The 19,853-nt window shown below is 67.0% G+C and carries 22 protein-coding genes; 8 read left to right on the top strand and 14 right to left on the bottom strand.

Annotated elements, in window-relative coordinates:
* Nucleotides 1-45 precede the first annotated feature (45 nt).
* On the bottom strand, nucleotides 46-246 hold the full coding sequence (locus AC0IW9_RS27255) for a hypothetical protein (RefSeq protein WP_471651443.1): 201 nt from the start codon (nucleotides 244-246) through the stop codon (nucleotides 46-48).
* Here AC0IW9_RS27255 and AC0IW9_RS27250 point away from each other — a divergent pair.
* Nucleotides 245-490, top strand: coding sequence for an SHOCT domain-containing protein (locus AC0IW9_RS27250; RefSeq protein ID WP_471651442.1), 246 nt, complete (start codon nucleotides 245-247; stop codon nucleotides 488-490). The genes AC0IW9_RS27255 and AC0IW9_RS27250 overlap by 2 nt on opposite strands.
* A 127-nt stretch (nucleotides 491-617) precedes the next feature.
* On the opposite strand, the gene AC0IW9_RS27245 is transcribed toward AC0IW9_RS27250, so the two are convergent.
* On the bottom strand, nucleotides 618-1,622 hold the full coding sequence (locus AC0IW9_RS27245) for a tripartite tricarboxylate transporter substrate binding protein (protein ID WP_471651441.1): 1,005 nt from the start codon (nucleotides 1,620-1,622) through the stop codon (nucleotides 618-620).
* Nucleotides 1,623-1,773: 151 nt separating this feature from the next.
* Here AC0IW9_RS27245 and AC0IW9_RS27240 point away from each other — a divergent pair, with 151 nt between their 5' ends.
* Together AC0IW9_RS27240 and AC0IW9_RS27235 are read left to right on the top strand one after the other, a co-directional pair.
* On the top strand, nucleotides 1,774-2,541 hold the full coding sequence (locus tag AC0IW9_RS27240; protein ID WP_471651440.1) for an enoyl-CoA hydratase/isomerase family protein: 768 nt from the start codon (nucleotides 1,774-1,776) through the stop codon (nucleotides 2,539-2,541).
* Nucleotides 2,542-2,546: 5 nt separating this feature from the next.
* A complete protein-coding gene (locus AC0IW9_RS27235) occupies nucleotides 2,547-3,746 on the top strand; it encodes a CaiB/BaiF CoA transferase family protein (RefSeq protein ID WP_471651439.1) in 1,200 nt (399 codons plus the stop codon).
* 154 nt (nucleotides 3,747-3,900) lie between these two features.
* Here the strand turns inward: AC0IW9_RS27235 and AC0IW9_RS27230 are convergent, their stop codons facing one another.
* The gene (locus AC0IW9_RS27230) at nucleotides 3,901-4,926 is read right to left on the bottom strand and encodes a transglycosylase SLT domain-containing protein (RefSeq protein WP_471651438.1); all 1,026 of its coding nucleotides are present in this window, start codon (nucleotides 4,924-4,926) and stop codon (nucleotides 3,901-3,903) included.
* Between the two features lie 665 nt (nucleotides 4,927-5,591).
* Between AC0IW9_RS27230 and AC0IW9_RS27225 the strand changes: the two genes are divergently transcribed.
* Entirely contained in the window at nucleotides 5,592-5,954 is a 363-nt protein-coding gene (locus tag AC0IW9_RS27225; protein ID WP_471651437.1) for an integrase arm-type DNA-binding domain-containing protein, read from the top strand.
* On the top strand, nucleotides 5,927-6,742 hold the full coding sequence (locus AC0IW9_RS27220) for a tyrosine-type recombinase/integrase (protein ID WP_471651436.1): 816 nt from the start codon (nucleotides 5,927-5,929) through the stop codon (nucleotides 6,740-6,742). Before AC0IW9_RS27225 ends, AC0IW9_RS27220 begins: the two co-directional genes overlap by 28 nt.
* On the opposite strand, the gene AC0IW9_RS27215 is transcribed toward AC0IW9_RS27220, so the two are convergent.
* The 3 genes from AC0IW9_RS27215 to AC0IW9_RS27205 form a co-directional block, all read right to left on the bottom strand.
* Nucleotides 6,736-6,876, bottom strand: a complete 141-nt coding sequence (locus tag AC0IW9_RS27215) for a hypothetical protein (RefSeq protein ID WP_471651435.1) — start codon at nucleotides 6,874-6,876, stop codon at nucleotides 6,736-6,738. The genes AC0IW9_RS27220 and AC0IW9_RS27215 overlap by 7 nt on opposite strands.
* A 78-nt stretch (nucleotides 6,877-6,954) precedes the next feature.
* Nucleotides 6,955-8,322: a sensor histidine kinase gene (locus AC0IW9_RS27210; RefSeq protein ID WP_471651434.1), complete on the bottom strand. Its 1,368-nt coding sequence runs from the start codon at nucleotides 8,320-8,322 to the stop codon at nucleotides 6,955-6,957.
* A 238-nt stretch (nucleotides 8,323-8,560) separates the two neighbouring features.
* Nucleotides 8,561-8,773, bottom strand: coding sequence for a DUF4113 domain-containing protein (locus AC0IW9_RS27205; RefSeq protein WP_471651433.1), 213 nt, complete (start codon nucleotides 8,771-8,773; stop codon nucleotides 8,561-8,563).
* A 979-nt stretch (nucleotides 8,774-9,752) separates the two neighbouring features.
* Between AC0IW9_RS27205 and AC0IW9_RS27200 the strand changes: the two genes are divergently transcribed.
* From AC0IW9_RS27200 to AC0IW9_RS27190, 3 genes are all read left to right on the top strand, one after another.
* Nucleotides 9,753-10,667: a sensor histidine kinase gene (locus tag AC0IW9_RS27200; protein WP_471651432.1), complete on the top strand. Its 915-nt coding sequence runs from the start codon at nucleotides 9,753-9,755 to the stop codon at nucleotides 10,665-10,667.
* A 966-nt stretch (nucleotides 10,668-11,633) separates the two neighbouring features.
* The gene (locus AC0IW9_RS27195; RefSeq protein ID WP_471651446.1) at nucleotides 11,634-12,083 is read left to right on the top strand and encodes a DDE-type integrase/transposase/recombinase; all 450 of its coding nucleotides are present in this window, start codon (nucleotides 11,634-11,636) and stop codon (nucleotides 12,081-12,083) included.
* Nucleotides 12,084-12,327: 244 nt separating this feature from the next.
* Nucleotides 12,328-13,026 carry a response regulator transcription factor gene (locus tag AC0IW9_RS27190; protein WP_471651431.1) on the top strand — a complete coding sequence of 233 codons (699 nt, stop codon included), beginning with the start codon at nucleotides 12,328-12,330 and terminating at the stop codon, nucleotides 13,024-13,026.
* Nucleotides 13,027-13,048: 22 nt separating this feature from the next.
* On the opposite strand, the gene AC0IW9_RS27185 is transcribed toward AC0IW9_RS27190, so the two are convergent.
* The 8 genes from AC0IW9_RS27185 to AC0IW9_RS27150 all read right to left on the bottom strand — a co-directional run bounded on the left by AC0IW9_RS27185 (nucleotide 13,049) and on the right by AC0IW9_RS27150 (nucleotide 19,850).
* Nucleotides 13,049-15,040: an ATP-binding protein gene (locus AC0IW9_RS27185; RefSeq protein WP_471651430.1), complete on the bottom strand. Its 1,992-nt coding sequence runs from the start codon at nucleotides 15,038-15,040 to the stop codon at nucleotides 13,049-13,051.
* A gap of 78 nt (nucleotides 15,041-15,118) precedes the next feature.
* Nucleotides 15,119-15,541: a prepilin peptidase gene (locus tag AC0IW9_RS27180; RefSeq protein ID WP_471651429.1), complete on the bottom strand. Its 423-nt coding sequence runs from the start codon at nucleotides 15,539-15,541 to the stop codon at nucleotides 15,119-15,121.
* 47 nt (nucleotides 15,542-15,588) lie between these two features.
* The gene (locus AC0IW9_RS27175; RefSeq protein WP_471651428.1) at nucleotides 15,589-16,014 is read right to left on the bottom strand and encodes a TadE/TadG family type IV pilus assembly protein; all 426 of its coding nucleotides are present in this window, start codon (nucleotides 16,012-16,014) and stop codon (nucleotides 15,589-15,591) included.
* 15 nt (nucleotides 16,015-16,029) lie between these two features.
* Nucleotides 16,030-16,212: a Flp family type IVb pilin gene (locus AC0IW9_RS27170; RefSeq protein WP_471651427.1), complete on the bottom strand. Its 183-nt coding sequence runs from the start codon at nucleotides 16,210-16,212 to the stop codon at nucleotides 16,030-16,032.
* 80 nt (nucleotides 16,213-16,292) lie between these two features.
* Entirely contained in the window at nucleotides 16,293-17,960 is a 1,668-nt protein-coding gene (locus AC0IW9_RS27165; protein WP_471651426.1) for a TadG family pilus assembly protein, read from the bottom strand.
* Entirely contained in the window at nucleotides 17,957-18,250 is a 294-nt protein-coding gene (locus AC0IW9_RS27160) for a hypothetical protein (RefSeq protein ID WP_471651425.1), read from the bottom strand. Before AC0IW9_RS27160 ends, AC0IW9_RS27165 begins: the two co-directional genes overlap by 4 nt.
* Nucleotides 18,247-18,936: a tetratricopeptide repeat protein gene (locus AC0IW9_RS27155; RefSeq protein ID WP_471651424.1), complete on the bottom strand. Its 690-nt coding sequence runs from the start codon at nucleotides 18,934-18,936 to the stop codon at nucleotides 18,247-18,249. Before AC0IW9_RS27155 ends, AC0IW9_RS27160 begins: the two co-directional genes overlap by 4 nt.
* Nucleotides 18,936-19,850, bottom strand: coding sequence for a type II secretion system F family protein (locus tag AC0IW9_RS27150; RefSeq protein WP_471651423.1), 915 nt, complete (start codon nucleotides 19,848-19,850; stop codon nucleotides 18,936-18,938). Before AC0IW9_RS27150 ends, AC0IW9_RS27155 begins: the two co-directional genes overlap by 1 nt.
* Nucleotides 19,851-19,853 lie beyond the last annotated feature (3 nt).

The following is a 19,853-nucleotide window of genomic DNA, read 5'->3' as shown; positions in this document are numbered from 1 at the left end:
GTTGGTGTCGTCTGTCATGCCCACGACATCGGCCAAAACCAGCCATCATCTCAAGGCGGGAAACAGCTGACGGTTACAGCGCGCCTTGACGCCATAGCCGCCCGCCATGGTGTAGGCCCCGATGCAGCGCTTGTGCTTTTGCGGGCGATCGAAATGGGTCAGGGTGTCATGGCACAATTTAACCACCCCGAGTTGGGTGGCATGCGCCAATGGCTGCGGACCGGCATGGTTATGATTGGGGGACATGTTCGACACCTCCCTGAAGCGGTGCGTCAGCGATCTTTCCACTGAGCTCGCAACGTTGCTCAACGACCGCAATGAAGACCGACCTGCGGATCTACCGCTGGCGGCGCTGTCCGTTTCAGCATTTACGCAACCGGCCAGCGATCCGCTCTTGCTAATCGAGCGCTTGGCTGAGCTGAAGGCCAAAGGCGCTCTTACCGACAAGGAGTTCGTGGCCAGAAAGGCGGAGTTACTCCGGCGCCTGTAAAGCAACTGCGGCTCGATTCTTCCGGCAGCCCAGCCGGCCTGAGGGGTTTACGCACCGCAAACGTTGGGGAAGGGCGAGGCAAGCTTCGATAAGGGCAGAGAGCACATATTAGGCTTCTGTCGCACAATCACTGCGGCTCAATTCCGGCCTGGCGGATTAGCGCTTCCCATCGTGCATTGTCGGCCCGGATGCGCATTGCCAACGCGCTCGCCGGCAGCGACAACACGGCGGTGGATAGCGCAGCGAAACGTTCCTGCAGAGCCGGCCGGGTCAGGGCGGCGCGGATTGCCTCATCCAGCCGCGCGACGGTCGCCGCCGGCATCCCCGCCGGGCCAAGCACGGCGATGATCGTCTCGAGCGCGCCCTCTGCGGCCGGGAAGCTCTCCTGCAACGTCGGCACCTCGGGTGCCAGCGGGCTGCGTGCCGCAGCGGAAATCGCCAGCGCCCGCACGTGACCCGAGCGCCGCTGTGCAAGGCCAGTTCCGAGATCGACCACCGCAGCCTCGATATGGCCGCCGACGAGGTCGGTCATGGCCTGGGGAATGCCCCGGTAGCTGACGCCGACCGGCTGCGTGCCGCTCGCCATGGCGAAGAGCGCCAGCGCGACCTGCCCACTCGGCGAGCCGAAGCCAACCGTGACCGGCGGCGGCGCCTGTCGCGCCCGCGCCTGTAGATCGGCCAGCGACCGGACAGGCGAGGCCGCGGGAACCATGACCATCATCGAGGTCGAGCCGATTCCCGACACTGGCTGAAAGCTCCCGACCGGATCGTAGGACAGGCTCCGGATCAGGCTTCGAGCGACGAACATGACCGAGGAACCCATCAGCAGCGTGGCCCCGTCCGGTTGACTGCGGGCAACATGCGCGGCCGCGAGCGTGCCCTGTGCCCCTGGCCTGTTATCCACCACCACCGGCTGACCGAGGCTCTCCTGCAGCTGTTGCGCGACGGCACGTGTAACGTTGTCGGTCACTGAGCCGGCGGGGAACGGCACAACCAGCGTGACCGGCCGTCCCCCGCCGTCCTGGGCGCGGCCTGTGGCGGACGGCAGCAGCAGCGCCGGCAACGCGAGCAGGGACCGGCGCCCAAGGGCGCAACACATGGCTGCAGCCGCCAAGCCTCGGCGTTCCGACACGTTCCCGTCCTCCTGCAGCCCGCACGATGCGGCGGACGCCGCCGCATTCGGCCCGTCCCGGCAGGGTGACGTCAAGCCGGCAGCCACTGCCGCCTCGCCTACCTGTCCTTGCCCCGGCTAGATTGTCCGCAAAAGCATGAGGAGAGGCCAAGTGATCGACTACGAGGTCCGGGATGGGGTAGCGGAGATCCTGTTCAACAACGCCCCGGTGAACGCGATCACCGAAGCCTTCATGGATGCCCTGATTGAGGCGCTGGATCGGGCGCGCCACGATCCCGCGGTGCGCGCAGTCATTCTCGCGAGCGCCATTCCGGGCCGCTTCTGTGCCGGGCTCGACCTACCCGCCTTCCTGCGCGGCACGCCGGCGGATGCGCACCGCATCGTTGGCAAGATCTATGTCCGGATCAGCGAGGCCCAGTCCGCCCTCGGCAAGCCCTCGATCGCCGCTATCGGTGGCGCGGCCCGCGGCGCCGGCATGTCCATCGCCATCACCTGCGACATGATCCTCGCCGCCGACCATGCCAGCTTTGGCTATCCCGAGGTCGATGTGGGCCTGCTGCCGGCGATCCATTTCCACCACCTGCCGCGCATCGTCGGCCGGCACCGCGCCTTCGATCTGCTTTTCAGCGGCCGCAGCTTCGGTGCCCCAGAGGCGGTGTCGCTCGGGCTGGTCAGCCGCCACGTGCCGGAGGCCGAGCTGATGGCCGAGGCACGCCGCACCGCCGCCGTCTTCGCCGCCAAGTCGCCGACGCTGATGCAACTCGGCAAGGCGGCCTTCCTGCGCGCCGCCGCTGCCGGCTACCATGAGGGGGCAGAATCCGCCGTGGATTTGGTCTCCACCGTTTTCGGCACGGAGGATTGCCGCGAGGGTTTGGCCGCCTTCACCGAGAAGCGGAAGCCCCGCTGGACCGGGCGGTAAGGGCGATGGCGACGCAAGCAGGCTCCGGCGCCCTCCACGGACTCCGCGTGCTCGATATGTCCCGGGTCATGGCTGGGCCCTTGGCCGGGCAGATCCTGGCTGATCTCGGCGCCGACGTGATCAAGGTGGAGCGACCGGGGCGCGGCGATGACACGCGCGAATGGGCACCGCCCTTCGTCGCCGATCCACCCACGGCGCCACTCGAAGAGTCGGTCTATTTCTGGACCTGCAATCGCGGCAAACGCTCGATGGCGGCGGACATTGCAAGCCCTGAGGGGCAGATGCTGGTGGGGCGCCTCGTCGCCACCGCGGATGTCCTGATCGAGAACTACAAGGTTGGGACCCTGGCGAAGTACGGCCTGGATTACGCGACGCTGTCGGCGGCGAACCCGCGCTTGGTCTACTGCTCCATCACCGGCTTTGGGCAAACCGGCCCCTACGCGGCGCGGCCGGGCTACGACACCATCGTCCAAGGCATGGGCGGGCTGATGAGCATCACCGGTAACCCCGACGATGCGCCCGGCGGCGGGCCGCGCAAGGCCGGCATCGCCGTCGCTGATCAGATGACCGCGCTCTATGCTGATGTAGCCATCCTCGCAGCGCTCAGGGAGCGCGAGCGGTCCGGTCTCGGGCAGCATATCGACATGTCGCTGCTCGACGTGCAGGTGGCCGGCCTGACCAATATCGGCCTGGGCTATCTTGCCACCGGCCAGGTGCCGCCCCGTTCCGGCAACCGGTTGACGACGGTCTATCCCAGCGACAGCTTTCGTTGCGCCGACGGCGACCTAATGATCATCGTCGGCAACGACGCGCAATTCCGCAGCTTCTGCGCGGCGCTCCGGATGCCGGAGGTGTTGACGGACGCGCGCTTCGCGCGGAATGCCGACCGGCTCCGCCATGCCGATGCCCTGGCACTGTTGATCGGCCAAGCCTTGCGCAACCGAACCCTGGCAGAGTGCCAGGCTCTGTTCGATGCGGCTGGCGTGCCGGCCAGCCCGATCAACACCCTTGCCCAGGTCTTCGCCGACCCGCAGGTGATCGCACGCGGGATGGTGCGGGAGGTCGCGCGCCCGGATGGGCCGCCGGTCCGGGTGATCGCCAATCCAATCCGCATGTCGCGAACGCCGCCTCGCAGCGACCGCCCGCCGCCTCGGCTCGGCGAGCACACGGACGAGATGGCCGCAGAGCTTCCATGGGCACGCTGAGGGAACGTCAAAAAAGGGCCTCCCAGCCCGCTTCGCCGCGCTGAAGCAGCCCTATGACTGCGCCTGCACGACGTGCTGCTGCAACGTACTGGAACGGTCGCCGGCTTGTTGTCCCGTGGGCCCGGCACGATCATCGAAGCGCGGATCAGCCGCGTCAGCGGGCGTCGGCGACTTCGACGGCAGCTCCTGGTGGGCGGCCGGATCCGCTCGCCGATTGCGCGCCGAGACTCGCAAGCAGCTCCGCCCGTGTCGTCCGCTGATCGGCGATCAGGCTTTCAATGGATTGGTAGACCTGGCCAAGGCTGAGTGGCCGCCCGCTGTCCCGGGCGGTGAACAGGCCGAGGTTCCGCTGCAGGCTGTCTGCGCCGACAGCCTCGGTCACCGGCCGTGACGGTGCGCGCTGCAGCTCGGCCAGGAAGCGCTGGGCACCGACGGGGCCGAGCAGATGGACCATGTAGAGGTCAGCCGCGGTCGACGCCCGCCCCAGGGCCTGGGCCAAATCGGCCTGCTTGCGGCTGATCCGCTCAGCCGCCATCGCCGCCGAGAGCCGCGGATTGTCGCGAAGCTTCAGGATCTCGGTGAGGTGCCGTGGACGCCGGGTGGAAATCTCGCCGCTGCGGTAGTCGGTGAGGAGAAGGGCCGAGTGATGCGTCAGTCCATACTTCGGCCCATAATCGCGTACCACCTCGAGCCAGGTGTCACGGGTGAACTGCATCAGCCCGCGGGCGGAGGACTGGGGATTGCGGGCCAGCGGATTCAGCCGGCTCTCCTTCCAAGCCATGGCGAGCAGCAAGGCTGGATCGGCACCGCTGGCGCGGGCCGCGTTGCCCAGGGCCATGACGACGGCGGGACTGACGGCCTCGCCCCCGGCTGCCGCACGCCTGGCGATGGGCGCGGCTGCGGCCGGCGCGCGGATCGCTGCCGGCCTGGGGCGAGCGACGCCGCGTAGCGCATGCCCGGCTGGCGATGCAGCCCTTGTCCGCTGCGGCTGCACTCTGGTCATGGCAGGACGGTTGCTCGCCTCGGGCCTACTGGTGCGGGCGGCATCAGCGGGAAGGATGACTGAGAAGCTGGCCAGAAAAACGGCCAGGACCGCGTGGCTTCCGGCGTAAGGCGCGGCAAAAGCCCGCGCAAGACCTGTGCGCGGCCGGGAGGCAACGCCGATATCAGTGGATTTCAATTGATCTGTCTCCCTTGGGGGGGAAGGGGAGTGCGGTTGATTCAGTCAAGTGGTCTGAATTAGCCAATGGACCTGCAGACGGGGGAGCTACAGGTCATGTCCGATGATAGGCCCCAAAGCACCGATAGTTCCTTGATAGATATATTTCTCTATCTAAAATAGATATTAACTTTGCAATTATAATCTTTGGTTGATTATCCAATGCGGGGCTAAGATGAGGTATTGCCGCTTAGGTGCATTTCTAATATAAATAAGCTCGCCCAGGTTTAGACCCTGCAAGGGTAGATGTGGGCTGCATCCCTAACCGGTGCTTCGTGCGCAAAGCGTCGGTCGGCGACGAAACCGTCGTGACGGAATCAGGGATGGCGGCGCACCCGGGCTCAAAATGCGGCTGGGGCCGCCGGTGCCATCCATCGAGGCCGGGGATCGGAACCGTGACGGCTGCGCCGCCTGCGGCTGGTCCCCCCCCCGCCATGTCCAACGGCTGGGAAAATCCGCTGCCCTAGGCTGGACTTTGGCCATCTTCCTTGGGCTGAGGCGGCGAAGCGTGTCCCGCCGCTTACCGCGGTGCAGGTCAAAGCGCTGTGGACCAAGGGCGTGCCGTGGCGCCGTGCTGATGGCGGAGGCCTGTACCTGGTCGTCACCGGCCAGAAACGCGGTGGTGGATGCTCCGCTACTCCCTGTCAGGCCGGCATCGCGAGATGGGCCTTGGCGGCGCCGATCCGAACGGGAAGGTGGGCAGCACCCTCGCCGAGGCGCGGGAGAAGGCTATGCAGCAGCGCCGGCTCCTCCGCAAAGGCGTCGACCCCCTCGATCATCGCCAGGGCCAGGAGGCCGCCGCCGCGCAGCAGGCTGTGGACGCCTGCCGCACCTTCCGGGACTGCGCCGTCGCTTTCCTGGCGGAGAAGGCTCCGGAATGGCGCAACGCCAAACACCGGGCGCAATGGGACGCCACGCTGACCACCTATGCCATGCCCGAGCCGAGCTGGGTGACATGCCGGTGGCGACGATCGACCTGGAGGCGGTGAAGCGGGTGCTTTCACCCATCCGGTTCACGAAGCCCGAGCCCGCCGCCTGGCTGCGCGGCCGCATCGAGGCCGTGTTGAACTATGCCGACGTGCATGGCTGGCGCGAGGTAGCGAATCCGGCCCGCTGGAAGGGCAATCTGTCCCTGTCGGGCCTACCGTCGCGAGCGAGGATTGCTCCGGTCCAGCACCACCCTGCCCTGCCTTGGCAGGAGATGGCCGGTTTCATGCTCGAACTACGTGCCAGCGCCAGCACCAGCGTGCGAGCCCTGGAATTCCTGATCCTGACTGCGGCCCGCACGGGCGAGGTGCTGGGAGCCCAGTGGGTGGAGATCGACCTAGCGGCCGGCATGTGGACCATCCCGCGCGACCGGATGAAGGCAGGCTGGGAACACTGGGTGCACTTGTCCGCGCCGGCAGTCGCGGTGCTCAACCACATGCTCCCGCTGCGGCAGGAAGGGGGAGAGGGTCATGTCTTCCCCGGCCAGGGGCAAGGGCACCCTCCATTGAACATGGCCATGCTCAAGCTGCTGGGCCGCATGGGACGGCGCGAGATCACTCCGCACGACTTTCGCAGCACCTTCCGCGACTGGGCCGGCGAGGCCACCGCGCATCCTGGCGACGTGGTCGAGACAGCCCTGGGCCACACGGTGGCAAACAAGGTGGAGGCGGCATACCGGCGCGGGAATCTTCTGCGGAAGCGCCGGGCGTTGATGGAAGATTGGGCGGCATACTGCGGAGAGGCTTCCGCGGACGCGAGGCTCGCCAGATTTAAAGATGCTGCCTACTGACGTTCGGCAGGTTTTTCATCGATGGCGGTCTCCCGATCTGGCAGCGGAATGCTGAGATCGCACATCATGCCGTCTGGAGTTCGATCAACTTGGACTGTGCCGCCAAGCTGGACCCGAATGATGGCATCAAGCATTCTAAAACTTAAACTGGCCGCGGCAGGAAATTCGCCTCGCAATGGATCTCCGCTTTCCTCCCATCGGAAGTGGAGCCACTACCTGCCTTTTTCTAAGTTCGTGGTATGCCAACGAACGTTCACATGTCCTGTTGCACCAGAAAGGGCACCATATTTCGAGGCATGCATCGTCAACTCGTGGAAAACCAATGCTAGCGGCTGAGCAGTGACGCCCGGCAGCATCAGTGATGGACCCTCCATTTGAGCCCGGCTTTCGCCCTTTCCAATATCGGGTACGACCGCTCTCAGCTCGACAGTCAGCAGCATCGGCAAGCTAACGCCGCTCCATTTCTTTTCAGACAGCAGCGTTTGGGCATGCCCAAGTGCCCTGACACTGCCTTTGATGACACTGGCGTAGCGCAGGACATCATCCCTAGGCGTCAACTGCAGGATCGCCTGGACCACTGCGAGCGTGTTTTTCGAACGGTGATCGATCTCGCCGGCGAGAAGCGCAACCCGGCGCTCGTTTGCCACCACGGCGGCGGTGCGTTGTTGCACCCGGCTCTCGAGCGACTGATTAAGTTCATGCAGATCCAGGGCCCGTCGCCGGGCGAATAGCAGCAGGGATGTCAGGCAGAGGATAGCAAGCGCCGTGATGGCACCATTCGTGGCCAGCCGAAATTGCAAAGGCGAGGTCACTGCTTCATAGGGCAAGCCGTAGGTCACCAAAGCCGGGAAACCTTCTACCCGACGATAGGCGATGAGCCGGTCGACCCCATCGATCGGTGAGATCCCTCTTGATACAAGGCGCTCCTTGCGACCACCGATCATCTGCGCAAGTTGGTCTCGTGCCGACCAGGCCGGGCCACTGACAAGCTCAATGGGAGGACTTCGGACAAGGAATGTCCCATCGGCGTTGGCAAGGCTTACCGCCACGCCTCGCTCTGGCGCGAAGCATTCCCAGTAGTCCCGAAATGTCCTTTGCTCCACGCCTATGGCGACGACACCCTGAAAGGCGCCACTGCTGCCGGACCGACGAACCGACAGGAAAAACACGGGCGTTCCGTCCGCTCTGCTTCGAGCAGGTCCTGATATGAACATTGCGGTGCCTGGATTGAGGCGGTGCCAAGCATAAAATTCACGGTCGCTAACATCCACATCGGCATCAATCTGCTCTCGGTCGGAGTCCAAAAGCCCTTTACCATCAGCGTCAAAAACAAAAATTCTGAGTGTTTCGCCGGCATAGTTACGAAGCGACCGGAGGTACCGCTGGTTCGAAGCCGTGGCCGCCAGAATCTCTTGATCGGTTAAGCCACGCATTTTCTCACTGATTGCACCAAGAGCGAGCGCTTGAAGCTTCAGCACACTTTCAGCGTGGCCGGTGACAAGCTCCAGCACAGACAGCAGCCGGTTTTCTGCTGCTCTGAGCGACTGCCAGTAATCGTGAACTGACACGGCACCGAACACTGCGAGTGGCCCAAAAAACCAAGCACCAAAAGAGCGTTGAAAACAACCTTGAGCCCAGATTTCGTTTTATGGCTTGGTTCGGCAGCTTCAGTGCTCTCAATCGGCGTCATAGTTACACCTGAAAAATCGTGCGTAGCATTCGGATAGCGTCCCGCTGCAAATCTAATTCAGTGCCCTAATGTTCAGGCACCTTCGTTGTCGCACTGACGCACTGCGCCATAGTGCTCTCGTAGCAGTTTTAGGGGACGGATGGGTTTGAAGAGTGGTCCACTTCTTTCTTAAAACACTCAGTGTGCTGCCAAGCGTGTGCTTCCAGCATCTCGCTGCCTTGCGCCATGACGCGCGGCGACACCCGGCTCTGCCGCACGCTCCAGCCGCGCGCGATGCCGGTAGCCAGCGGCCGCACCGTGCCGCGACGGAAGCGGCCATTGAGCCTTGCCATGACAGCCATTAGCCGTGCCGACAGGTGGATCCCGCGTCGAAAAAGCTCGCGTGGTTCCGTCGCCGCGTTGCGCCGGTCGACAGTTGGCCCATCTCACCACCCACCCTGGCAGAGCCCCGCTTCTTCTGAAGGGGCCCCCAGCGTTGGCAGATCCTCACTACGCGCGATTGCGCCGCGGCAGCCTTCACGGCCTACCGGCGGACCGCCTGCTACCCTTCCTCGAGCTCGGCCAGCCGGCTGATGAGGAAAGCATCAAAGCCGCCCTGCTGGACATGCTGCAATGCCGCGTGGGCAGTGGCCACTGCTACCGAAGCTGGGCAGCCTCGGCCTCCAGCGATGCAAATTGGTGGTTGCCGGTCTTAGCCGGCAGCGTGGGCCCGGAAAGCCATCGCAGCCAGACCGGGTGGAGCAGGGAATTGGCCGCCGCAGTCCCTGCCGCCGGTCACCACCGTCATCGATAGCGCTGCCGTGCGCTCGGACCTCGTCTGCGGCTGCGGTGCCGGTGGCGGAGCCCTGCTCAGGCTCAGCATGCCAACGCAGACCATCGCCGTGTGACGCCAGGCCGCGGCTTGCCAGTGCTGCATCTCCCTCGGCCAAATCGTATGGGCCTGGAAAAGGCGGGCGCCGGCCTCGCTGGCGGCAGATCGGAGTATGGATTGGCCATGCACCGCTCCAGACTGCCTAGGAGGCCAACGGGCTAGTGCCGGCGCTGCTCCCTACCACCGGCCAAATGCGACCCATCAGCCTTAATTGTCGGCAATATGCATTCCTCAGACTGCAAATAACGAAAACGTGTGTTAAGATGTCAGCCCTAACCGAGGGCTAGAGATTCATGGGCCAAACGGCTGCGCTCCGCCTCACCCGTGAACATCTGACTTCCGCACAAGCAGGCCGTTCATCGTCCTCCAAACCTGTAGCCTCTTCCAGGGCCAGCATCCCATCGAATGACGTCGGATCCCGGAATTCGTGGGACTCGGAGCAGCCAGAGGTGGGTCGCCTGACCGCCTTGGCACGTCTGCTGTTCGACACGCCTCACGTGCTAGCCTGGCTAAGCGAGAACACATTCACCCAGCATCCCGGGCCCGACGGCGATGCCTTATCGACACGCCTATGGTCGTCTTCTTCTCCGGGCCTCCCCATTGGCACCCTGCATCTGGCTTTCGCCACGACGCGGTCATCGATCGAGAGCGACCATGACCAGCAACGGGTCATGGCGCTGGCCGATATCGCCACCGGCTTGGCGGAGGCACGACGAGACCGACGCCAAGCTAAAGAGATGATTGCAGAAAAGGAGCTGTTGACGCGCGAAGCCGACCACCGGGTGGCTAACGGGCTGCAGCTGCTTCACAGCGCCCTCATGCTGCAAGCCAAGCTGGAGAACCACACGCCGGCGCGGGCAGCTTTGCAGACCGCCGCCCGCCGCGTCAGCGCCGTCGCCCGTGCACACCGGCAACTGTATGGGGCGCTGCCTGGGAGCCCGCACGGCGGAACTTTGAATGCCTCTGCCTATCTCGGCGCCCTGCTGAGAGACATCAGCCAGCAGGACGAGGATAGCCGCCCGGCGCAGGGCCGCTCTGTAGCTCTACAGATTGATCCGGGTGCGGCAGATGCATTGCCGACCACTTTGCTGCCGCGCCTGGGATTGATCGCCGCCGAGTTGGTCGCCAACGCCCTCAAGCATGGCGCTGGTCCGATTACCGTGATGGTACAGCGCGGATCCAGCCCAGGAGGCGTCTTGGTATCTGTGTCAGATCTAGGGCCGGGATTCCCGGATGATTTTGTGCCTAAGGCGAAGAACAGCAAAGGTCTTGGGATGCGGCTGGTCGCGGCACTCTCTGGCCCTGACAGCGTCTCGATCGACACGACGAACCGTCGCCGCATCGTTGTCCAGCTTGGTGGCTAGGTCGCCTCGGAGCAAAACGGAGCCGGTGGGGCTCAAGCTCGGCCCCGCCTGCCAAGCCAGCGAGCAAGCGCGCTGAGTCCAACGGCGATCAGGGCAAGCCCAATGCCGATTGATACAGCCATCAGAAAATAACGGACCACTGGTGGCATGATCGGTAGCGTGCACGTTCGGGGCAATGACTGCATGCCTCGATTTGTGAGACGAGGTCGTGGTTGAAGGCCTGAAGGAAACCAAGCCTTCTCCTAGCTGATTGACCGCACCCCAGACCTGTCCCCATTCCTGAATGAATTCCACATCGGCGGCTTCGAGGGCGGCGCGGATGGCTGCAGTGATTCTTACCTACATAGGGTTTCGCAAGGCACCCGATCCCGGTCCCCGTCCAGGCGCGAGAGCCCGCATTGCTGCAGGTAGAACGTGCCTCGGCACCGCTGGACCATCTCCCGGCACTACTGCTTTGCGCCGCAGTTAACACCATTGTTCGCCGCTGGTATGAAGCGGGGAGGTGCCACCGGCGCCTCTGCCGTCACGCTAGCCTGGCCGTTCCGCTTGGCGGCACGCCACTCCCACGGTGGTGTGCGCTCAGCCTCAAGCAGGGCTCAAAACCCGCGACGTGCTGCCTTCGCCTCTGCTTCGATTCCCAGCGAAAGCGCCGATCCATCGAAACCACTCAGGGCCGGCCGCAGCTGCGCCCTCCCGTGCTGGAACCGACCACGGACATCCCTCCAATGGGAGAAATGCCTGAAGCCACGCCCAGCGGCAACGCGCTCCCGCTTACGCGCCTCCAACGTACGCCAGCTTTGATCGCTGCATCGGCAGCGTGCCCAACTGCGACCCAGGCCTGCTAACCGTTACTTAAAACTCTCAAGTTCTGGAGCGATGGGAACGGCACGACTACACCCTTTGCCCAGCTGGTTGGACAAACTGCGATATGTCGCGCGGGACGCCGAGCAATAGGAAGACGGTGCGCTGTGGCGATGCTCGCAGCTACGCCAGATCAAGTATCTCAATAACATAGTGAAGCAGGACCATCGGCGCATAAAACGCCTGACCAGACCGGGGCTTTGCTTCGGCAGCTTCTGGACGGCGCGACGAACCCTGACGGGCTACGAAGTCATGGCCATAGTGAGGAAGGGGCAGGTTCGGAGGATGGGTGGATGCGACATCGGAGCCCCAAGCGACCTTCGTCTCCGCTCTGTTCAACGTTGCTGCCTGATCTGCCTACTGCCAGTCTCATTCATAGCCCGCTGCAAACTTTGCAACAGAACCCTACCGGCCACGCGAACCCGCCAATCCGGCCTAAACGGCACGTCGCCGACTCCATCGCCACCATGCGCGTTCGCATCGCCCGCGAATGCGCCCGCATCCTGCCGCAATACCCGTGCTGCCAACGCTCAGTGCCACGTCAGCTATTCATGACACGAAGTGCTAGCCAGCCACGCCCATCGGATGTCGTTCACTTTCCCCGTGATCGCCGCCCGATCCCCCTGACAATGTCGCTTCATGCTTGAAAATGAGATTGCATTTAAGTTTACATGCCACTCATGGTTGAGGAAGCGGAAAGGAAGTCGCCGTAGGGAGCAGGTGAAGAATTCGTTACCCAGCGACCTGATAATCAACACGGAACGTCAATATGGTTGGTAACTCGGCAGCGAAGCTTGAGATGGAAGTGTCCGATATTGCAGTCCTCGTTGTCGACGATGATATATCAATGGCGGAAGGCCTAGTTGAGATGCTCCGCATGTACGGCCTGGCTGCCACGCATGTTGCAAACTGGCCTGCCACTCTTGCCGTACTGAAAACAAACCGCTTTGACATTATCATTCTTGATCAACGCCTTGGGCGCATCGATACCATCATGCATCTGGGCGAACTGCGCCGTTTGACCGATGCCCCTGTCGTTTTCCTGTCCGGCAACCAGCTCGAGGCCGACCGTATCCTTGGTCTCGAGATGGGAGCCGCGGATTTCCTGCTGAAGCCGATCTCGGGCCGGGAAATCGTCGCTCGGATCCGGGCGCACCTGCGGCGGGCACTATCGCCCGCGCACTCGTCGACGCCGAAGCCGACCTGGCGGATCTCGGTGGACGAACGGCGGCTGTATCAGCCGAACGGCAGTCCCGTACCGCTCACCTCCGCCGAGTTCAGCCTGCTCGAGGTGCTGTCGTCATGCCCCGGCCAGCCGACCGACCGCGACATCCTGACCCAGCGCGTCCTGAACCGTCCCTACCGCGTCGAGGACCGCTCGATCGACAACCTCGTATATCAGCTCCGCCTCAAGATCGGCCAAGCCGGCGGCGGCGAAGTCATCGTCGCCATGCGGAGCCGCGGCTATGCCTTCACCGGCTTCGAGAATCCCGCCTGACCGGACATGCCACCGGCCGCCGTCAGGGCGTCGCTGGCAATGCCTGCGGGCCGAGCATCTGCACCAGCAGCGCCAGCAGCTCGGCCTGCTTGTAGGGCTTGGCCAGCAGCTGGAACTCGTCGATCGCGCCGAATTTCTCCAGCACTTCCTCGGCATGGCCCGAGACCAGCAGGACCGGCAGCCCCGGGTACAGCGCCAGGGCGCCGCGGGCCACCTCGACGCCGCTGATGCCGCCGGCGAGCACGACGTCGGACAGCAGCAGCTGGATATCCCCGCGCATCCGCAGCGCCTGCATCGCCGCCTCCCCGTCGCGGGCCGAAATGACCTGCAGCCCGATCTCCTGCAACGCCAGCCTGGTCTGGTTTAGGACGCGCAGATCGTCCTCGACCAGCAGGATCCGCGCCGAGAGCCGCGTGCGCTCCGCCAGCGGACGGCGCTGCGGCGTGATGGCGGCCGCCCGGGCCGGCGCGCAGCGCGGAAAATAGAGCGCGACGCTGGTGCCGGCGCCCGGTTCGCTCTCGATGGTAATCGTGCCGCCGGAGCGCTTGGCGAAGCTGTGCACCTGCGCCAGGCCGAGGCCGGATCCCTCGCCGGCATCCTTGGTGGTGAAAAATGGCTCGAACACCCGGTCGAGCACCTCCGGGCTCATGCCGATGCCAGTATCGGTCAGCACCAAGCTGACGTACTCGCCCGGCTCCAGGTCCAACACCGCCGCCTCCCCCGCCGAGAACCGCAGGTTGGTGCCCGAGATCGTCAGAGTGCCGCCGAGCGGCATGGCATCCCGGGCATTGATGACGAGGTTCAGCACCGCGGTCTCGAACTGGGCGGGATCGATCATGCTGGACCAGAGATCGGGCGCCGCGACCATGGCCATCTGCACCGCGTCGCCTGCGGCCCGCTCCAGCAGGTCGGTGATCTCGCCGAGGATATAGCCGATCTGCAGCCGCTCCGCCCGCAACGGCTTGCGCCGCGAGACGTGCAGCAGCTGGTTGATCAGCTGCGAACCCTGCGACAGGATGCGCGAGGCCGAGCGCAGCATGTCGCGCACATGATCGGGGTCGCTCTCCGTCGCATGTTCCGCGCGTTCGATGTTGATCAGCGCTGCCTGCAGCAGGTTGTTGAAGTCGTGCGCGACCCCGCCGGCCAGCTGGCCGACCGCCTCCATCTTCTGCGCCTGCAGCAGCCGCGACTCGAGCCCATGCCGGTCGGTCACGTCGCGGGTGCACTCCAGCAGCTGGACCGGCCCGTCCTCGGACTCCCGCAACGACACCAGCGCGGTCTCCAGGACATGCCGGCGGCCGTGCAATTGCTGTTCGGTCTCGAACCGCGCCGTGCCGCCCCGGGTGGCGCGATCCTGGTAGCGGCGCTGCGCGGCATCCCCCTGCGCCTGGCCGAAGACCGTGCCCAGGGCGGCGTGCTCGATCTGCTCCGCCGGCTTGCCCAGCAGGTCCGCCAGCGCCGGGTTGATCGCCTCGAACCGGAACTCGCCATCGGGTCGTTGCCGCAGAAGTCCCAAAGCATCGGGTGAGCATTCGAAGATCGCGCGGAAGCGCGCCTCGCTGGCACGCAGCTTGTTGGCCACCGCGTCGCGCGCCGCGATCTCGGCGGCGAGTTGCGCGTTCACCCGGCGCAGCTGCGAGGGCGAAGGCAACTCCAGGATCCGCGGCCAGAGCGGACGCAGCAGGATGGCCGTCGTGACCGACAGCGCGGCGGTCGCCGCCTTCATGATCCCGGCCAGCCAGTAGTACGGCTCCCACAGCAGCAGTACGCCGATCGCATGCGTCACGCCGCAGGCGAGGATGAAGGCGGCGAAGATGCGGAACACCCAGGGATAGGCCAGGTCCCGACGGTACCGGACGAGCCGCAGCAGGACGTAGGAGATGGTGAAATACGCCAAGGCGGTGAGTACATCCGCACCCGCATGCACCCACAGCAGCGCCGGGTCCCAGGCCAAGCAGAAGCCGTGCGGCGTCAGGATCGAGGTATCCAGTAGGGAGTCCAACCAGCGTCCCATCCAAGCGGCTCCATCAAGCGGTCGAACGAGAGTGAATTGCCGGTCCGCCCGAGGCAACGCCGAACCCGCCGGCGCCGCTCAATCGACCGGCAACGCCCCGTCGACGAAAAGCCATATGGCGAAGGCGACAAGACAGGCGCAGGCAAAGGGAATATCCGGCGCCCGCCGGCCGCCCCCCACCACCACCACCACCCAGATGGCGCCGAGGCCGGCGCCAAGCCCCGCGCCGGCCGCGAGGACCAGCAGCGCGGCCGGGGCCCCGAGCCACAGCCCGAGCGCGGCCGCCAGCCGGATATCGCCGCCGCCGAGCCGCCAGTGCCTCGGCAGCCACCGGCGCAGCAGCACCAGCGGCATCGCGGCGAGGACGGCGCCGGCAACGCCGATCGCCAGGCCGGCCAGCCCGCCCCGCCACACGGCCGCAGTACCACCGGCCAGGAAGAAGGCCCCCATGATCGGCCGCGGCAGCCGCCGGGACCGCGCATCGGTCACCGCCAGGGCCATGAAGATCAGCGCCGCCGGCAGCTCCGGCAGGATGTCCCGGAAGGCGGTCAGAAGCCACCGACCCGCACCGCCACCGAGGCGCTCGGCCGGCTGGACAGCACCGGGACCAGCCGCGAGAACCGCGCCACGTCGAACCGGCTGAGGTCGATCGTCACCGTCACGCCGATCTCGCTGGTGGGCGCCCCCGCCGGCGTGATGCTGACGGTCCGCGCCGCGGCCAGTCCGCCGAAGCGGTCGAGCGTGGCCGCGACCGCGGTCGTGGCGAGGCTCAGCCTTTCGGCATCGCTGAGCCCGGCGACGGCGGCACGCGCCCCTTCGCTGGCGGCCTGCACCGCCAGGATCCGCGTGCCGAACTGCAGGCCGAAGCTGATGATGCCCAGCAGCAGCATCAGCAGAACCGTCATGACCAGTGCGAATTCCACCGCGACGGCGCCTGCTTCCGGATCGGACTCCTGACGGTGCGAAGCACGCACGGGACGCTCGGATCCTCAGCCGGCGCCGAGGCCGGTGGCGATCCGGCCGAACATGGCGGCCAGCGACGTGCCGATCGGGGTGATGGCGGTGACGAGCAGCAGCGCGATGCCGGCGGCGATCAGCCCGTACTCGATGGCCGCGGCGCCATCCTCGTCCTGGCCGAGCTTGCGGATGGTCTGGATCAGCGTGGCGAACATGGTGTCGTTCCTTCGTACAACGTTGCCGGAGGGGATGTCGCAACCCATGCCGCCGCTCCGGCGCGGCGGCACGAATGTCCTCACAGCACCAGCGACGGCACGCCGCAGCGTGCCCCGATGGGCCGTATCTCCGCGAAGCCGAGGCGGACGCCTGCGGCTCCCAGTATCTGGTCGACGATCGGGTCGAGCGCCGCCAGGACCGGCGTCAGCGCCGAACGGAGCGCCGCCAGGTTGGCGGCCGGGCCGCTCAGCACCGTCAGCTGCAGGCTCGAGACGAGCGAGCCGACCAGGCTGCCGGCGAGGCTGCCCCCGGCGACCGAGCGCGTGCTGCGCGCGGCGATCTCCGCCGCAGTCCAGCTCAGGTCCCGGCTCGCCGTGCCGACCTGCGCATCCGCCGTGGCGCCGACCAGGTTGATGGCCGGGACGAGCGGTGGGATGGCCGGCGTGGCGACGATCGGCGCCGCCGCCAGGGTCCCGATGGTGGCGGCCGGGCTGTCGAAGGCCGCCGGAGGAATGGTCCCGATCCGCGCCCGGGCGAGGCCGGTGGTGGCCCGGATGGTGATGCGGGTATCGGTCGAGGGTGCGCCGTCGCAGGTCACCGCGGTCAGCACACCGCTGGCGGGCGCCGCCTCGATCAGGATCGGCACCGTCACCACGCCGCCACCGACCAGGGTGACCAGCTTCACGCTGAGCATCAGCCGGATTTGCGCCGTCGACGCCCGGGTGACGTCCACCGGGCCGAAGCCGGTCGACTGCGGCGGCTGGATCAGCAGCAGCCGCGCCGTCGCCGTCGCCAGCCCGGGGATGGTGATGCCGGCCGGCAGATCGAAGGCGCTCACCGGACCGCCGAGCGCCGCCGCCGCCTGGACCAGGTCCAGGGCATTCACGCTGGCATCGGCATAGGACCGGTCGGCGACCAGCTCGCCGACCTGCCGCGTCTGGTGCACGCCGAAATTGAGCAGCGCGCCGACCCCGAGGCTGCGCCCGGCATTGGTCGCCTGCGACAGCAGGTTGAGCGAGGTGCCCGCGGTCTGGCCGGCGCCCGGTGCCAGCACCCCCGCCGCCAGGCCGAGCAGCGGACCGACCTGGGCCTGGCTGCCGAGCAGCTGCTGGTAGGTCCCCGCCTGCGTCCCGGCCGTGGCATCCAGCAGCCGCACCATCCGGACGTTGCTGGTGAGCAGCCCGGTATAGGCCGCCGCGCTGAGATTGACCGAGCCGCCGAGCAGGCGGCCCAGCACCTGGTTGGCGATCCCGCCGTCGATCGTGGCGAGACCGCTGCCGATGGTGAAGCCGGCTTCCGGCCGGTGCGCCGCCGTCGCCGTCGCCGCGATCCGCGCCGTCGTCGCCGGGACCAGCAGCCGCATCAGGCCGAGCGGCACGGTCGTCTCGGCCTGGACCCTGACCGCGGTGCCGGCGGCGCCGCCCGGGGTGAAGCGCGCGGGGGCCGCCAGCCGCGTATCGTCGACGTAGTCGCCGACCGTGACGGTGCGCGTCGCCGCGGCGAAATTCTGCCGTGCCAGCACCCCGGCGGCGAGGCTCTCCGCCGTCGCCGGGTGGCGGGTCGCCGACAGCGCCGCGGCATCGACCGCGGCCTGCAGCGATCGCCGCTGGTACTGGATCTGCCCGGCATCGATGGTCAGCGCCGCGATGCCGCAGACCGCCGCCATGACCAAGCCGGTCAGCGCGCCGACGGCGCCTGCCTCGGGATCGTCAGGCACAGGCGGCAGCGGCACGCGGCGGTCGCTCATGGCAGCGGCCGTGACGCGGCGTTCGGCATGGTCGCGGAAGCGCTCGCGGCCCCGGTCGGTCGCGGCGTCGGCATGGCGCGGCTGGGCGGCGGCAGGACCAGCTGGCCGGCCTCGAGCCCAGGCACCCCGGCCGGTGCCGCCCCGGTCGCCCGGCTGTTGAGCTGCAATTCGATCAACTGCCGGATGGCGCTGGTCGGCGTCTCCTGCGCGAGCCCGGCCAGCGGGATGCTCGCCAGGGCAGCGGCGGCGATCAGCATGGGTAGGGCCTGCTCGATGATGCGGCGGTTCACTGCCTGGCCTCCTGGGTGGGGTTGAGACGGGCGACTTCCTGGCGAAGCGCGCGGCGCATCGGCGCATTGCCGGCCGTGCCGAGCAGGCTGTCCGCCTCGGCGTTGCGATTGGTCGCGGCCAGCAGCAGCGCCAGGTTGTTGCGCACCCCGGCATTGTCCGGCTCGAGCTCGGCCGCCTGGCGCAGCCGGAACTCGGCCCCCGCGACATCGCCCGAGCGCAGCAGCGCATAGCCAAGGTTGTTCAGCACCCGCGTGCTGGTCGGCTCCAGCGCCAGGGCCGCGTTGAACTCGCTGATCGCCCGCGGCCACTTCTCCTCGCGCGCGGCGAGCATGCCGAGGCCATGCCGGGCGGCGGCCGCATGCGGCCCGCGCAGCAGGCCCTGGAAGGCGACCCGTGCGGCGGCATCGTCACCGACCTCGGCGAGGCATTCCGCCCGCAGCAGGCTGGCCTGCGGCTGCCGGCCGTGCAGCCGCTCGAACTCGTCGAGATGGGCGAGCGCCGCGCGGTACAGCTTGCGCTGCTGCAGCCCCCTGATGAGGTCGAGGTAGAGCACCTGCGCCTGCGCCGCATCGCTGCCCTCGGCGGCGGTGCGGCCGAGGCCGAGCGACGGCAGCACGCCGAGCCCGCTCCCGCCGCAGCCGCCGAGCAGCGCCGCCAGCCCGAGTATCGCCAGCCTGCACCGCATCACGCGTACCGCCCCAGCACGTTCATGATGGCGCCCACGCTCGGTGCGCCGATGAGGATGAGCAGCGCCGGCAGCAGGCAGGTGACCATCACCACTGTCATCATCGTCGTCGCCCGGCCGATGGCGGCGCGCGCATCGGCGACCCGCCGTTCCCGCAGGTCGCGCCCGAGCGCCTTGAGCGGCACGATCAGCTCGGTGCCATGCTGCAGCGACTGCCGCAGCAGGTCGGTCAACGCCTGCGCATCCTCGATGCCCAGCCGCTCGCCCAGCCGGCTCAGCGCCAAGTCGTAGGGCGTGCCGCGATCGAGGTCGATGGCGAAGACCTGCAGGGCGCGCTGCACCCGCGGGGCCGGATGCACCGGCTGGATCGCCGCGAAGCGCAGCGCCTGCTCGACCCCGGCGCCGCCCTCGAAGGCCAGCGCGATCAGGTCGATGGCGGCCGGCAGCTCGGCCCGCAGCTGCCGGGCGCGGCGCTGGGAAACGGCCCCCAGCGCACGGTTCGCCGCGACATAGGCGACGATGCCGCCGAGCGCCGCGCTGCGCAGCGCCAGCAGCGGCGTCGCCGTTGGCCAGGCCAGCACCGCGATGCCGGCGCCGAGCAGGATCAGCAGCGCCCGGCCCGCCGCGAAGACCGCCGCCGCATCGCGGTGCCAGATCGAGGCGGCCCGCAATTCGGCGACCAGCGCGGCGGCGCCGGCCTCGTTCCGCAGCAGCAGGCGGCCGCAGCCGACCAGGATGCCGTAGGCGGCGGCGCCGCCGATCCAGCGCCCGGGCGCGCGGTCCCACTGCCCGCTGCAGGCCGCCGCCAGCCGCCGCCGGACCACGGCCGCCAGCATCCGCTGCCGCAGCATCGGGGCCAGCAGCGCAGCGCCACCGGCGGCGACGAGCAGCGAGGGGAGGAGGAATTCCGGCATGGC

The sequence above is a fragment of the Belnapia sp. AC561 genome, assembly GCF_979252845.1.
The sequence above is the reverse complement of the archived record's forward strand: the minus strand, read 5'-3'. Positions and strand labels throughout refer to the sequence as shown.

Coding starts and splice junctions, on each gene's coding strand:
- AC0IW9_RS27255 (WP_471651443.1), bottom strand. CDS start 246: ATGTCCCCCAATCATAACCATGCCGGTCCGCAGCCATTGGCGCATGCC.
- AC0IW9_RS27205 (WP_471651433.1), bottom strand. CDS start 8,773: ATGGCTGTCATGGCAAGGCTCAATGGCCGCTTCCGTCGCGGCACGGTG.
- AC0IW9_RS27235 (WP_471651439.1), top strand. CDS start 2,547: ATGGCGACGCAAGCAGGCTCCGGCGCCCTCCACGGACTCCGCGTGCTC.
- AC0IW9_RS27155 (WP_471651424.1), bottom strand. CDS start 18,936: ATGCGGTGCAGGCTGGCGATACTCGGGCTGGCGGCGCTGCTCGGCGGC.
- AC0IW9_RS27190 (WP_471651431.1), top strand. CDS start 12,328: ATGGAAGTGTCCGATATTGCAGTCCTCGTTGTCGACGATGATATATCA.
- AC0IW9_RS27180 (WP_471651429.1), bottom strand. CDS start 15,541: ATGGCCCTGGCGGTGACCGATGCGCGGTCCCGGCGGCTGCCGCGGCCG.
- AC0IW9_RS27170 (WP_471651427.1), bottom strand. CDS start 16,212: ATGTTCGCCACGCTGATCCAGACCATCCGCAAGCTCGGCCAGGACGAG.
- AC0IW9_RS27215 (WP_471651435.1), bottom strand. CDS start 6,876: ATGCTTGATGCCATCATTCGGGTCCAGCTTGGCGGCACAGTCCAAGTT.
- AC0IW9_RS27185 (WP_471651430.1), bottom strand. CDS start 15,040: ATGGGACGCTGGTTGGACTCCCTACTGGATACCTCGATCCTGACGCCG.
- AC0IW9_RS27165 (WP_471651426.1), bottom strand. CDS start 17,960: ATGAGCGACCGCCGCGTGCCGCTGCCGCCTGTGCCTGACGATCCCGAG.
- AC0IW9_RS27225 (WP_471651437.1), top strand. CDS start 5,592: ATGCTCCGCTACTCCCTGTCAGGCCGGCATCGCGAGATGGGCCTTGGC.
- AC0IW9_RS27150 (WP_471651423.1), bottom strand. CDS start 19,850: ATGCCGGAATTCCTCCTCCCCTCGCTGCTCGTCGCCGCCGGTGGCGCT.
- AC0IW9_RS27250 (WP_471651442.1), top strand. CDS start 245: ATGTTCGACACCTCCCTGAAGCGGTGCGTCAGCGATCTTTCCACTGAG.